The organism is Amycolatopsis deserti (assembly GCF_014653945.1).
Classification (GTDB): Bacteria; Actinomycetota; Actinomycetes; order Mycobacteriales; family Pseudonocardiaceae; genus Amycolatopsis_E; species Amycolatopsis_E deserti.
Genome location: NZ_BNAU01000012.1, coordinates 96,224 through 110,463, shown reverse-complemented (window position 1 = coordinate 110,463; position 14,240 = coordinate 96,224). Strand labels below are relative to the sequence as shown.

The following is a 14,240-nucleotide window of genomic DNA, read 5'->3' as shown; positions in this document are numbered from 1 at the left end:
CTCGATCTTGTTGTCCGCTTGATGCGCCTACCAGGCTAACCCCCTCGCGTTCGCCGTTGTGACCGAAGTGGCCCAAGTCCCGGGACTGGGGTTTGGGATTCCTCACTTGATCGGTCCAGCGCGCATCCGGTCGGGTACGGGACCTGCCGATATCGAGTACGGGACCGGTGTGGAACCGGTACGGTCGCCGGGCCGTCTCTAGGAGGAGCGGAAGGGGTCTTCGGTGGCGGATCTGTCGGACATCGAGCGCATGGTCGACGACTGGGAGCGCGACGCGGTCGAGCGGTCGCAGCGCTTCCAGGCGATGCAGCACGAGGTCGAGCAGATCTCGATCACCGAATCGGTGGCGAACGGGGCGGTCAGCGTGACCGTCGGCAACAACGGCATCCCCACCGGCGTGCGGATGACCGACGCGGTCCGGTCGATGAGCCCGGACGAGATCGCGGCCAACGTGCTCAAGGCGATGCGGAAGGCCCAGTCGAAGTATCCGCAGGTCATCCAGGAGATCGTGGCCGGAACCGTGGGCGAGTCGGACAGCGCGGCGCAGCACATCGTGCGGACCGCGGCCGAAAACTTCCCGGAGCCTCCGGCGGAGGACCCCGAGCCGCCCGCGCCGGGCCGTCAGCTGCGGATCGAGACCGAGGCCGACGACGAGCCGCCGCGGCAGCCACGCCGGCCGGCGCCGCCCCGGCGCGATGACGACGACGACTTCGGGGACCAGTCCTTCCTGCGACGCGACTAGGGGGAGCGATGACCAGCAGCTTCGCGCGGGGTGCCGCGGCGAGGGCGGGCGGTTCGGCGTCCCGCGGGGCCGCCGCCGGCTACGAGGTGCTCACCGACGAGCTCGGCACGCACGCCGGCAAGGTCGACGGGCTGGCACAACGCCTGCGGACCGCTGTCGACGCGGCCCGCCAGGTGAGCATGAACAACAGCGCGTTCGGCGTGATCTGCCAGCCGTTCGCGATGATGCTCGACCCGTTCGAGCAGATGGGCATCCGGGCGCTGGAGACGGCGACGGAGTCGGTCACCGGCACGGCTGGCAACGTCCGCACGACGGTCACCAGCTACGACGGCCAGGACGAGGGCACCCGGCAGGCGGTCAAGCAGCTGGGTGAGCCCCTGACATGAGCAACCCGCTGGTCGCGCAGGCGCAGTCCCAGACGACCGCGGTCACCGGCATCGGGATCCTGGAGTCGGCGCAGGACCTGTCCAACGGCATCAAGGACGGGTCGTGGGTCGAGGGCGGGCTGGGTGCGCTCGGCACCGGGCTCGAGGTCCTGTCGATGGTCATCGACCCGCTGGGCACGCTGGCGCAGTACGGGGTCGCGTGGCTGATCGAGCACGTGCGGCCGTTGAAGGAGGCGCTGGACTGGCTGGCCGGGGATCCGCCGGTGATCCAGTCGTTCTCCGACACCTGGGCGAACGTGGCCAAGGAGGTCGGCGCGATCGCGGTCGACCTGAAGAACGAGGTCGACGGCGGCACGGCGGGCTGGACCGGCCAGGGCGCGGACACCTACCGCGAGTCGGGCGCGGAGCAGGCCGAGGCGATCGCTGGGGCGGCGTCGCTGGCCGACGGGATCTCGACCGGCGTGATGATCATGGGGATGGTCGTCGGGTTCGTGCGCGAGATGGTGCGCGACATCGTCGCCGAGCTGGTCGGCAAGCTCATCACCTGGGCGCTGGAGGCAGCGTGCACGCTGGGGTTCGCCACGCCGTTGATCGCGGCTCAAGCCACGGCGGCTATCTCCAGCGCGGTCACCCGCATCTCGGATTTCATCCGCAAGCTGGTCAAGACGATCGGCAACGTGTCGCCGCGGATCAGCCGGATCATCGGCAAGCTGGACGAGATCATCCAGAAGCTGAGCGGGATCGGCCGCAAACTCGGCGGCGCCGATGGCCCGTCCCCGTCCACGCCGTCCGCGGGCGCCCGCAACATCGACGCCCCGCACCTGGACGGCCCCCGATCGCCGGACACCTCGCCGGCCGGCACGGCCGCCCGCGCCACCGACGCGCCGTCGTCGCCGGACGGGCCGGGCAGCCCGGCGGGGACATCGCCCACCACCAGCACGCCGGGCTCGAGGCCGGACGCACCGACTGGGCCGGACGCACCCAGCGGCCCGCGCTCGCCCTTGCGGAACACCGACGACGCTCCGGACGCGCCCAGCGGCCCACGGTCGCCGGTGCGGGCCGCCGACGAGGCCCCGGACGCGCCCAGTTCGCCGCGGTCGCCGTCGCGGGCCGCCGACGACACCCCGCGCACCGGGGACGCCGATGCCCCCGGGCGGCCGCCGGAGACCAGCAGCTCACCGCGGACCCCCGCGCACTCGCCGGACGTGCCGGCGCACTCACCGGATACGCCGGCGCACTCACCGGACGCGCCAGCGCATTCGCCGGACGCGCCCGCGCGCTCACCGGGGACGCCGGCGCACTCACAGGGCACCCCGGCGCACTCGCCCGACACGCCCGCGAGCCGGCCGTCCGCCGACCCCACGTCCGGGTCGAGCACACCGCACAGCTCCGGCCACACCTCGGCGAGTTCCGTAGCGCCCCCGGCCACCCCGCGCGCACCGGCCGAGCCAGGCCCGGTGCCCGCGTCCCGCCCGGCGGACGCGCCCCAGACTCCGCAGAGCCCGGTCGCCGGACCCACCTCGCCGAACGCGCCGGGCGCCCCGGCCTCGCCCGCCGCCCGGCCCGGCGGCGGCTGGACCGGCACGCCGGGCGCCCGCGCCCCCGACGCCCCCGTCTCCCGCACGCCGGAGGTCGCCGCCCGGGGTGACGCACCGGCGCGGCCCGCCGACCACGCACCGGACCCGCACCGCGGCGACCCGGACACCCCGGGCCAGGACAGCCCGGAGACCGGTCACGGCGACCAGGACCCGCTGACCCCGGACGAGGTCAACCAGCGGCACGCCGAGCCCACCCCGGCCGGCACCTCCTACCACGCGGGTGACCCGGACATGGGCGACCTGCCGCAGCGCGTGCGGCCCGACCCGGACGGGCGGCACACCGTCGACGTGCACGTGACCCCGGACGGCCGCGCGCGCATCGGCGACCGCTACTACACGCCGGAGGAGTTCGCCGACATCCTGCGGCGCAACCCCGGCTACGACGGCGGCCCGATCCGCCTGCTCGGCTGCGACAGCAGCGCCAACGGCTTCGCGCACCGCCTGTCCCGCGAGCTGGACACCGAGGTGATGGCGCCGACCAAGCCGGGCTGGAGCGACTCGCAGGGCCGGGTCTACTCCTCCGACTACGAGATCGGCCCGGACGGCCGCCCGCGCCCGAAGATCCCGCCGAACGGTGAGTGGGAGATCCACCGGCCCGACGGCACGACCTCCCGCGCCGGCGACGACGGCTTCACCCCGGGCACCCGGGACGCCGACAAGCAGGACGTGGACCCCGCGGACGCCCGCGACCGCGGGGACGAGCCGGCCGACTGGCGCGACCGCCCCGGCCCGGACGGTCGCACGCCGCGGGAGAACATCGCCGACCCGAAGTACATCGAGGAGCACTACTACCGGCGCACCCGCGCCGACGGGGTGGAGGAGCTGGTCGTCAACCCGAACCGGGTCGACCCGCGGAACCCGCCGCCGCCGCTCGACCTCGTCGACGGCAAACCGGCCTTCAAGTCGGACCGGCCACCGGTGGAACGGGCCGAGTTCGACGGGGACCGCTCGCGCGTCTACCCGCCCACCCGGCAGGCCGACGACCCCGGCACCCCGCCGGACTCGTCCACTCCGGACACGCCCGCCGAGACCCGTCCCGGCGCGCCGGAAACCGGCGGCGACCAGCCGGACTTTCCCGACCACAGCCAGGACTGGCGCGACGACGACTACGACGCCATCGACGACCGGATCGCCGACCGTGAGGAAAAGATCGAGCGGTACCGGGAAACCCCGGAGGACTCCGACGACTGGGCCGACGCGCACAACCAGCGGAACGACGCTTCGGAAGCGCTCGGCGAGCGGGCGGCCGAACACGCGATCCGCGACCGCGTGCACCGCGATTTCAGCGAGGCGTTCCCCGACCGCGAAATCACCCTGCGCGAATCCCCGGACCACGGGCCGGGGAGCCAGCGGTACCAGGTGGTCGACGCCGGCACCGGCGAGGTCATGGGCGAGATCGTCCCGCGCCACTCGACCGACGGCGGCAAACCCGGATCCGGCAATTTCGACCAGATCTGGGAGGTGCACTACAAACCGGGCGAACCACCGCACTACATCGTGCACGAGGCCAAGGGGCCGGGCGGCCAGCCCAGTTCCCGGTATCTGCCCGGCGAAAACCGCGTCGTGGGGCAGGGGCACCCGGACTACTTCACCGATGTGGCGAGCCGGATCCCGGACCGCGACCTGGCCGCGGACCTGGAGCTGGCGAAGCTCGACGGCCGCCTGGACTACGTCGAAGTGCGCGCGCTCGTCGACGAAACCGATTCCCCGCACGTGAACCTCGGATACGAATACAAGCCTTATCTGGGCTACGATTACCGCCCGCCGTTCGGCGAATAGACGACGTGAGGACAGCGACTTCATGACGACCGTTCCCCGGCACCCCGTCGACCGCGAGGCCGCGAGCCGTGAGGTGGAAGCCGCCGAGCCCAGGCTGGGGCAGTTCCTCGGTTACGTCGAGAAGAAGGCCGACGCGGTCGACACGGTCTTCCGGTGGGCCACGCTGGTCGCGCGGAACCGGACGATCCTCGATCCGGGCGCCGCGGACCCGGCCACCTGGCGAGCGTTCGATCTGGCCGGCCAGGCGGCCGCGGCGACCTTCGCCATGGCCGGGGCGTCCGCGGGCACGGTCGGATACCAGTTGGGGGACAACCGGTTCGAGCTGCCGGCGACCGGTCCGGGCCGGCACGCCAACGCGGGCAGGTGGCTGACCGCGGTGTGGCACGCGGTGGTTCTCCGCGACGAGGCGAGGGTGCGGGAGCTGGCCGCCGTGCCGCTGGACCTGCTCCGCGCCTCCGGGGTCGACCACGATCCCTACGTGTACCCGTGGATCGAGTCGGTGCAGGCGTTCCTGCGCCGCGAGCGGGTGCCACCGTCGATGTTCACGCCCGCGATGGACGGCACCGACCCGGACTCGGCGCGCGTCACGCCGCGGGGTGCGATGCTGCAGCTGGTCTACCCGCCGATCAAGATGTTCTACTACATCCTGCGGCGGGACGCGGCGCGCTTCAACGAAGCCCTGGTGCAGGCTCTGGAGTTGCACCGGGAGTACTGGACGGCGCGCGACCGGGCCACCGACGCGGAAGGGTTCGTCGCGCTCGCCCCGCTCGCCGTCGCCGTGCTGGGGCAGGCTGTCGGGTTCACCCTCGACGTCGAATCGGACTACCTGCCCGCCCGTTTGCTGTCCGGCTCGCGGCCGTGAACCAGCCGGTCACGCCGCCGCAGTGGCAGATCCTCGGCCAGGTCGGGCAGCTGCTCGCGGGCGCCGTTCCGCCGGGCTGGCGCCAGATGCGGGTCGAGTACCGCGCCGCTGGGCGGCACGTCGAGGTCGACGTCGCGGTGGTCACCCCGGACGGGGTCGCGCGTCCGGCGCCGCCGCCTCCGCCGGTGGTCCAGCTGCTCGGGCGGCTGCGGGCCGGCATGTACCAGCCGGGGCGGGGGACCTGGCTGGCGGCGGTGGTGGTGTTCGATCCGGGCCGTCCGCCGCAGGCGGACTACGTCATCGACCACGAGCCGCGCTGGCGTCAGGTGCCGCCGCCGATCGGGTTCGCCGACGAGCTCCGGTTCTTCCCCCGCGCCGAGGAGCACGTGCCGAGGTGGTTGCGGGAGCGGGCCCAGCCACGGTCCGAAGTGGACGTCCAGGTGCGCACGCCGCGCGTCTACGACGGGCTCGACGCGGACGGGCGGCCGGTGGTCCGGCGGGAGCCGCTGGCGCCGGCCGAACGCGACCGCGTCCTCGAGTACCTCGAATCGGCGCCGGTCGTGCTGGCCGCGCGCGGTTTCGCCGTCGACGAGTTCGACCCGGGGAAGCCGGCCTCGGTGCCGCTGAACTTCCGGACGGACGGCCAGTGGGTGTGGCCGGGCGCGGTGACCCATTACCTGCGTGAACACGGGGTCGCGCCGGATCCGGAGCTGGTCGCGCACATCCGGGCACGCGGCTTCGTCGTGCCCGAGGTCGACGAGCAGGCCCGGGACCGCGCGGTCGCCGCGGTGACCTGAGCTGTAGCGGGAGTCTCACCTGTGGCTCAGCGGCTCCGGGGGCCGTCGTCGCAGCGGTAGCCTCCCTGGTGGAGGTTGTGATGGATTCCCCGACATTGGTGGCCGCCCTGCGGCGGGTCGTGCCGGCCGAGCACGTGGTCGACGACCCGGTCGTGGTCGAGTCCTACCTGCAGGACCACGCGGAGTGGGCCGAATACGGGCAGGCCGCCGCGGTGGTGCGGCCCCGCTCGACCGGTGAGGTGCGCGACGTCGTGCGGTTCGCGGGCGAGCACGGGGTCCCGGTGGTGCCCCGCGGGGCCGGGACGGGCTTGTCGGGCGGGGCGAACGCCGTCGACGGCTGCATCATGATCTCGTTCGAGGCGATGGATTCGGTCCTGGAGATCGACCCCGCCGAGCGGCTCGCGGTCGTGCAGCCGGGCGTCGTGAACGACGACCTGCGGGCGATCTGCGCCGAGCAGGGGCTGTGGTACCCGCCGGACCCGGCGAGCGCGCCGTGGTCGACGATCGGCGGGAACGTGGCGACCAACGCCGGTGGGCTGTGCTGCGTGAAGTACGGGGTGACCCGGGACTACGTGCTCGCGCTGGAGGTCGTCACCGGGCGCGGCGAGGTCGTGCGGCTGGGCCGGCGCACCGCGAAGGGCGTCGCCGGGTACGACCTGTGCGGGCTGATGGTCGGCTCCGAGGGCACGCTCGGCGTGATCACCGAGGTGACCGTGCGGTTGCGGCCGCAGCGCGAGCCCGAGCGCACGATCGCCGGTTACTTCGACTCGGTGATCGCCGCGGGTGAGGCGGTCAGCGCGGTGTCCGCGTCCGGGGTGATCCCGTCCGCGCTGGAGCTGGTCGACCGGCACTGCCTCGAGGCGGTCGACGCGTGGAAGAACATGGGCCTGTCCACCGAGGCGAACGTGGTACTGCTGGGCCGCGTGGACACTCCGGGGCATGCCGGTGAGGAGGAGGCCCGCACGATCCTGCGGTGCTTCGAGCGGGCCGGGGCGACGTGGGCGGCGGTGTCCACGGACGAGCACGAAGCTGAGGCGCTGTTCGACGCCCGGCGCCTGGCGTACCCGGCGCTGGAGCGGCTCGGCCCGGTGCTCACCGAGGACGTCTGCGTGCCGCGAGCGCTGGTGCCGGAAATGCTGGCGCGGATCGAAAAGGCGGCCGCCGAGCACGACACGCTGATCGCGAACATCGCCCACGCCGGCGACGGAAACCTGCACCCGCTGCTGATAACCCCCATCGGCGACGACGCGGCAAGGCGACGTGCGCAGGCCGCGTTCGAGGACATCATCGCGGACGCGGTCGAGCTGGGCGGCACGGTGACCGGGGAGCACGGAATCGGGTTGCTGAAGCGCGGCGGCCTGCGGCGCGAGGTGAGCCCGGAGGTGCTGGAGATGCACCGCGCGGTGAAGGGGGCGCTGGACCCACTGGGGATCCTGAACCCGGGGAAGGTTTTTATCTAGCACCAGACAGGCGCCGCCCGGCAACGGCGGTCGAGCGGCAGTTCTGCGATTCGGCGATTCGGCGGTCGGCGACGGCAGTGGGGACGGTGGTCGAGCGGCCGCGCGGCAGCCCAGCGATCCGCCGGTCGGCGGCGGCAGTGAGGTCGGCGGTCGAGTGGCCGTGCGGCAGTTGTGCGTTCCGGCGGTCGGCGACGGCAGTGGGGACGGTGGTCGAGCGGCCGCGCGGCAGCCCAGCGATCCGGCGGCCGGCAACGCAAAAAGACCGACTACCCCAACCAGACCTCCCCCGCCCCCGATCCACAGCCTGCTTTTGGTCGCCGATCAGGCGTGTCAAGGTACTCTTTCCCGCCTTGACACGCCTGCTCGGCGACTGAAACACAATCAAGGAGCGGGGGCGGGGGTGGTCGTAAGGTGACCTTTGGCGCCGTGAGGCGCTTTTTTATCCGCCCGCAGGGCGGGCTCTTCGCCTGCCCAAGGGCAAGACTAAAGATCAAGAGATGTCCTCGCCGGACGGGCAGGCTCCGGGATGACGGAAAAGCACGCCCGTCACCTTGGCGAGGTGGTCGCTGGGTGGTCATCCCGTCGCCTGCGGTTTGTGCATATCACCTTGAGCCAGGGCCGCAAGGTTGGCATGTCAACTCGCGACCCAGCGAGGGTTGCGGCCCTGGCTCAAGGTGATCGTCACGTGTCAGGCGACGGGATGACCACCCAGCTCCGCTTGTGTTCACCGATCAAAAGCGCGGCGCTACGCGCCTGTTTGCCATAGGCGTGCGTAGTGGCCGTTGGCCGCCAGGAGTTCCTCGTGTGTGCCCTGTTCCACGATGCGCCCGTGGTCGAGCACCACGATCCGGTCCGATCTGGCCGCCGTCGCCAGGCGGTGGGCCACCACGAAAGTCGTGCGGCGCTTGACGACCGTTTCCGTTGCCGCGAGGACCGTGGCTTCCGTTGATGGGTCCAACGCTGCCGTCGCCTCGTCGAGGAGCAGTACGTCCGGGTCCACCAGTTCCGCCCGGGCCAGCGCGACCAGCTGCCGTTGCCCCGCCGACAACGACCGGCCCCGTTCGCCCACCGGCTGGTGGAAGCCCTGCGGCATCGCGGCGATCGCGTCGACGGCGCCGACCGCTCGCACCGCGGCTTCGACCTCCGCGTCCGAGGCCGACGGGTTGCCGTACCTGACGTTGTCCGCCACCGTGCCGGAGAACAGGTGCGCCTCCTGCGGCACCACGCCCATCCGCCGGTGCAGGCCGGCCAGGTCGTAGTCCCGCACGTCGACCCCGTCGATGCTCACCTTGCCGCTCGTCGCGTCGTAGAACCGCGCCGCCAGTTTGACCACTGTGGACTTCCCGGCGCCGGTCGAGCCGACCAGGGCGACCGTCTCGCCCGGCGACACCTTCAGCGAAACATCCGTCAGCGCCAGGCTTTCCGTGCCGGTGTACGAAAAGTCCACCGCGTCGAACGTGACCTCGCCGCGCAGCCGCTCGGGCACCGGCACCGGGTCCGCGGGCGGCGGCACCGACGTCGGCGTCCGCAGCAGGTCGCCGATCCGGTGCAGGCCGACCTTCGCCTGCTGGTAGCCGTCGAACACCGACGACAACTGCTGGATCGGTGAGAAGAACAGGTTCAGGTACAGCAGGAACGCCAGCAGCACACCGACCGCCAGCGTGCCGTCCGCGACCCGGTTCGCCCCCGCCACCAGCACGACCGCCTCCGCCACCCCGGACAGCAGCGTCACGAACGGGAAGTACGTCGCCACGTACCGCTGGGCCCGCAGCCGCGACCGGCGGTAGGCGTCGCTGCGAGACGCGAAGTCCTCGGCCGACCGCTCCTCCCGGCTGTACGCCTGCGCGACCCGCAGACCGCTCACGTTCTCCTGCATGTCGGCGTTCACGGCGCTGACCTTCTCGCGCGCCTCGGTGTACGCCGCGCTGGACAGCCGCCGGAAGATCACCGTCGCGATCACCAGCACCGGCACCACGGACAACGCGTACAGCGCCAGCGACACGTCGGTGATCAGCAGCGCCCCGGTGATCCCGACCAGCGTCAACGCGCTGATCACCGCCTGCGCGACACCGGTCTGCAGGAACGTCGACAACGCGTCCACGTCCGTCGTCATGCGGGTCATGATCTTGCCGGACAGCTCGCGCTCGTAGTAGTCGAGCCCGAGCCGCTGCAGGTGCGCGTAGCTGCGGACGCGCAGCGAGTACAGCACCGTCTCACCGGCCCGCGCGGTGAGCCGTGTCTGCGCCGCGATCACGAACCAGTCCATCGCGATGATCGCCGCGCCGATCCCGGCGCACAGCCACACCACCCACGCCAGGCCCGGCCGCACCCCGTGGTCGACGCCCTGCTGGTACAGCGCGGGCAACGCGATCGACGCCGCCGCGTCCAGCCCGACCAGCAGCACCGCGACGATCAGCAGGCCGCGCACCGGACGCAACGCCGAGCCCAGGCGGAACTTCGGATCCGGCTGGGTGACCGAGTCCGGGTCCAGCGCCGGTTCGTCCGTCGCGGGCGGCAGCTTGCGCACGCCCTCCAGCAGTTCGGCGGTCGGGGGCGCGTTCAGCGCGCTGCTGGCGCCCATCCCGCCGCCAGGCATCGGCGCCGGCGCGTTCCGCTGCTGCGCCGACTCGGCCATCTCGTCGACCGCGTCCCGCTCGCCGGTCTCCGGCCACAGCGCGGGCGTGGTCCCGGTCTCCGGGCTCGCCACGCAGTCGCGCTTGTGCACCTGCTCCACGCCCTCGCCGGGCCCCGCGATGAGTTCGCGGAACAGCTCGCAGCGCTGCGCCAGCTCGTCGTAGGTGCCGACGTCGACCACGCGGCCCGCGTCGAGCACCGCGATCCGGTCGGCCAGCGACAGCGTGGACTTGCGGTGCGCGATCAGCAGCGTCGTGCGGGTGGCGGTGACCGACCGCAGCGTCTCGTAGATGGCCGCCTCGGTGACCGTGTCGACCGCGGAGGTTGCGTCGTCCAGGATCAGCACCCGCGGATCGGTCAGCAGCGCCCGCGCCAGGCCCAGCCGCTGCCGCTGGCCACCCGACAGCGTCAGGCCGCGTTCACCGACCTGGGTGGCGTAGCCGTCGGGCAGCTCGGAGATGAAGTCGTGCGCCTCGGCCGCCTTCGCCGCGGCGATCACCTCCTCGTCGCTGGCGTCCGGGCGGCCGTAGGCGATGTTGTCGCGGATGGACGTGGAGAACAGGAACGCCTCCTCGAACACCACGCCGATCGCCTGGCGCAAGTCGGTCAGCTTCACGTCCCGCACGTCGCAGTCACCGAGCCGGACGCTGCCCGAGTGCGCGTCGTAGAACCGGGGCAGCAGCAACGAGATCGTCGACTTGCCGGAGCCCGCGGTGCCGACCAGCGCCAGCGTCTCGCCGGGCTCCGCGCGCAGGCTCAGCCCGTCCAGCACCGGTTCCGAGCGCGTGTAGCCGAACCGCACGTCGTCCAGCTCGATGCCCAGCGGCCCCTCCGGCAGCGGCTTCGGGTCCACCGGGTCGGTGACCTCGGGCTGGGCGTCCACCAGCTCGTACACGCGTTCCGCGCCCGCGCGCGTCAGCTGGGCCTGCACCACCAACGCCGACATCATGCGGGCCGGCCCGATCAGGCCCGACACGTAGCTGGCGAACGCGAGGAACGTGCCGAGCGTGACCTGCCCGTTGAGCGCCAGGATGCCGCCGAAGGCCAGCACGGCGACCTGCCCGGCCGCCGGCAGCGCGGACGTCGTCGCCGTGGGCACCGCCGCCAGCCGGGCGGCGCGCAGCCGTTCGGCGAACAGCCGCCGCGCGGTCTTCTCCAGCCGCGCGACCTCCCGGGCCTCCTGCCCGAAGCCCTTCACGACGCGGACGCCGGTGACGGTCTCCTCGACGTGCTGCGCCACGTCCGCCGCCCGCTGCTGCGCCGACCAGGTGGCCGGGAACAGGCGCTTGCGGGCCGCGCCCGCGACGATCGCCACCGCGGGCACCACGATCAGCGCGATCACCGTCAGTCCGGGTGACATCCACAGCATCGCGGCGACGGAGAACACCGCGAACACGACCGAGCCCGCCGACAGCGGCACCACGAACAGCAGCGACACGACCAGCTGCAGGTCGGTGATCGCGCGCGACACCACCTGGCCGGTGCGCAGCGAGTCCTGCTTGCCACCGTCCAGCCGCGACACCGCGTCGAACACCCGCTGGCGCAGGTCGTGCTGCACGTCCAGCGCGAGCCGCCCGCCCAGGTAACGCCGGACGAACGCGGTGCCGAACATCAGCAGCTGGACCCCGATCAGCCCGGCGACGAGCAGGCCCAGCCGCCCGGTCTGCGACGCGACCGCGTCGTCCACGGCGAGCTTCACCAGCAGCGGGCTCGCGGCCTGCAGGCCGACGCTGAACACCGCCGCGGCCAGCGACGAGACGACCAGGACCGGATGGCGCCAGCAGGCCGCGGCCAGCCGGCGAATCCATCCGGTCCCGGGGTTCTCGTCAGTTCGTGGAGGTCGTGCAGTCACCACGCCAGGTTATGCGCGTGCACCGACAGTTTCCCGACGGCCGGCTACGTGATGTCGCGGCGCTGGTTGGAGGCCCAGCCGCCCATGAAGAACACCATGGTCCAGGCGAGGAACACCAGCGCGGCGGCCCACCAGGAGATGACGCCCGGCGCGCCGGCGGCCAGCTGCAGGCCGAGCTTGTCCCAGTGCTCGACGCCGCCCGGCAGGTTGATCGAGCTGATCCCGAACGCCTCCGCCGCGATGCCGCCGACGATGCCGTTCGCGGTGCTGTTCGGCAGGAGCGCGCCGAAGATGTCGCTGGTGTTCCACAGCGCGATGACCAGCACGTTCTCCACGATCAGGAACCACCCGATCAGCAGGATGACGGCCAGCACGACCTTGTTCAGCACCGCGCCGAAGCCGATGCCGAACAGCGTCACCAGCGCGTAGGCCAGCACGGTCCCGCCGAACGCGGCGAGCCATTCGCCGCCGCTGGGCAGCCGGTCGCTGTCCACGGTGACGACGGTCGCCAGCGCCGCGACCGCGAAGCTGAGCAGCCCGTACAGCGCGCCCCACAGGACGTAGGTGATCATCTTCGCGGTCAGCGCGGACACCCGGTTCGGCGCCGTCAGGAACGTCGTCGTGATCGTCTTGCTGCTGTACTCACCGGCCAGCGCGAACACGCCGAAGATCGCCGGGATCAGCTGCGCGATGTTCACGCCGTGGGCGATGCTGAGCAGCCCGACCGGCAACGCGTCGGCGGGCAGCCCGGCCTGCTCGGCGATGATCCGCGCGGTGCCGCTGCCGATGTAGTCGGCGAAGTCGTTGGTGATCTTGCCCCAGACGAACGACATCCAGAACGCGACCAGCACCAGCGGGATGATCAGGATCCACCAGGTGTTGAGGCTGAGCGTCTTGCGGAACTCCGCCTTGATCAACCGGCCCATCAGCCCTGTCCTCCCCAGCCGCCGTGACCCTGCTGTGGCGGTGCTTGCTGGTACTGCTGCTGCGGTGGGTATCCCGGCGGCGGGCCACCCCAGCCGCCCTGCTGCGGCATTCCGGCGTACTGCGTTCCGGGGTACTGCGTTCCCGGGTATTGGGGGCTGGTCAGCTGGAAGAACAGCTTCTCCAGATCGGCCCGCTCCTCCTCGATCCCGTAGACCGCGATCCCGGACTTCGCCACCAGGTCACCGATCTGCTGGCGGGTCGCGCCGACCACCGCAACGCGGCCGTCCGGCGTCGGCTCCACCTGCGTGAACCCGGCCTCCTGAAGCGCTTTCACGAGCGCGTTGGCGTCCGCGGCCTGCACGAGCACCCGCGACTGCTGGCTGCTGCGCAACTGGTCCAGCGGGCCGTAGTAGCGCGTGACGCCGTGGCTGATGATGACGACCTGGTCGATCGTCTGCTCGACCTCCGACAGCAGGTGGCTGGACACCAGCACCGTGCGGCCTTCTCGGGCGTAGGCGCGCAGGAAGTTGCGCAGCCACACGATGCCCTCCGGGTCGAGGCCGTTCGCCGGCTCGTCCAGCACGAGCACCTGCGGGTTGCCGAGCAGCGCGGTCGCCAGCGCGAGCCGCTGCCGCATGCCCAGCGAGAACCCGCCCGCGCGGCGGTCCGCGGCGCCGGTGAGCCCGACCAGGCCCAGCACCTCCTCGACGCGCTGGTCCGGCGCGCCGATCGCGGCGGCGTACACCTTCAGGTGGTTGCGGGCGGTGCGCTTGGGGTGGAAGCCCTCGTTCTCCAGGACCGCGCCCACGACCTGCGCCGGGTTGCCCAGTTGGTGGTAGGGGCGGCCGTTGATGGTGGCGACGCCCGCGGACGGCGTGACCAGGCCCAGCAACATGCGCAGCGTGGTCGTCTTGCCGGCGCCGTTGGGGCCGAGGAAGCCGGTGACCGAGCCGGGGCGGACCTCGAAGCTCAGGTTCTGCACCGCGGCGACCGGCCCGAAGTGTTTGCTCAGGTTCTGCACGAATATCCGGCCGCTGCCGTCGTGTTGCATGCGCGCCCCTCCCGGCCCGGTGAACTTGATCGCGGGGCACATAGTGCCCTACCCGTGACCGGTTGAACCCGTCCGGGGGCCGCGTGTCGGGGAGGGTGCGCACAAAGGGGCGGCCCGCTCAACCAGCCTGGGGGTCACTGGGAGCGGGCCGC

General features: G+C 72.2%; 9 protein-coding genes. 6 read left to right on the top strand and 3 right to left on the bottom strand.

What is annotated here, in order from left to right:
* The first annotated feature begins 223 nt into the window (after positions 1–223).
* From IE290_RS35255 to IE290_RS35230, 6 genes are all read left to right on the top strand, one after another.
* On the top strand, positions 224–742 hold the full coding sequence (locus IE290_RS35255) for a YbaB/EbfC family nucleoid-associated protein (protein WP_191249069.1): 519 nt from the start codon (positions 224–226) through the stop codon (positions 740–742).
* Between the two features lie 8 nt (positions 743–750).
* The gene (locus IE290_RS35250) at positions 751–1,128 is read left to right on the top strand and encodes a type VII secretion target (RefSeq protein ID WP_191249068.1); all 378 of its coding nucleotides are present in this window, start codon (positions 751–753) and stop codon (positions 1,126–1,128) included.
* Positions 1,125–4,505, top strand: coding sequence for a DUF8616 domain-containing protein (locus IE290_RS38125; RefSeq protein WP_229874903.1), 3,381 nt, complete (start codon positions 1,125–1,127; stop codon positions 4,503–4,505). Before IE290_RS35250 ends, IE290_RS38125 begins: the two co-directional genes overlap by 4 nt.
* A gap of 22 nt (positions 4,506–4,527) precedes the next feature.
* On the top strand, positions 4,528–5,367 hold the full coding sequence (locus IE290_RS35240; protein ID WP_191249067.1) for an immunity 49 family protein: 840 nt from the start codon (positions 4,528–4,530) through the stop codon (positions 5,365–5,367).
* Positions 5,364–6,164, top strand: a complete 801-nt coding sequence (locus tag IE290_RS35235; RefSeq protein ID WP_191249066.1) for a ferredoxin — start codon at positions 5,364–5,366, stop codon at positions 6,162–6,164. The genes IE290_RS35240 and IE290_RS35235 overlap by 4 nt, the downstream gene beginning before the upstream one ends.
* Positions 6,165–6,244: 80 nt before the next feature.
* Positions 6,245–7,624, top strand: a complete 1,380-nt coding sequence (locus tag IE290_RS35230) for an FAD-binding oxidoreductase (protein WP_191249065.1) — start codon at positions 6,245–6,247, stop codon at positions 7,622–7,624.
* A gap of 745 nt (positions 7,625–8,369) precedes the next feature.
* On the opposite strand, the gene IE290_RS35225 is transcribed toward IE290_RS35230, so the two are convergent.
* The 3 genes from IE290_RS35225 to IE290_RS35215 are packed head-to-tail and all read right to left on the bottom strand — an operon-like array spanning position 8,370 to position 14,088.
* Entirely contained in the window at positions 8,370–12,113 is a 3,744-nt protein-coding gene (locus tag IE290_RS35225; protein WP_191249064.1) for an ABC transporter ATP-binding protein, read from the bottom strand.
* A 41-nt stretch (positions 12,114–12,154) separates the two neighbouring features.
* Positions 12,155–13,036, bottom strand: coding sequence for an ABC-2 transporter permease (locus IE290_RS35220; RefSeq protein WP_191249063.1), 882 nt, complete (start codon positions 13,034–13,036; stop codon positions 12,155–12,157).
* Complete coding sequence (locus tag IE290_RS35215; RefSeq protein WP_191249062.1) at positions 13,036–14,088, bottom strand: ABC transporter ATP-binding protein; 1,053 nt, start codon at positions 14,086–14,088, stop codon at positions 13,036–13,038. The genes IE290_RS35220 and IE290_RS35215 overlap by 1 nt, the downstream gene beginning before the upstream one ends.
* Positions 14,089–14,240 lie beyond the last annotated feature (152 nt).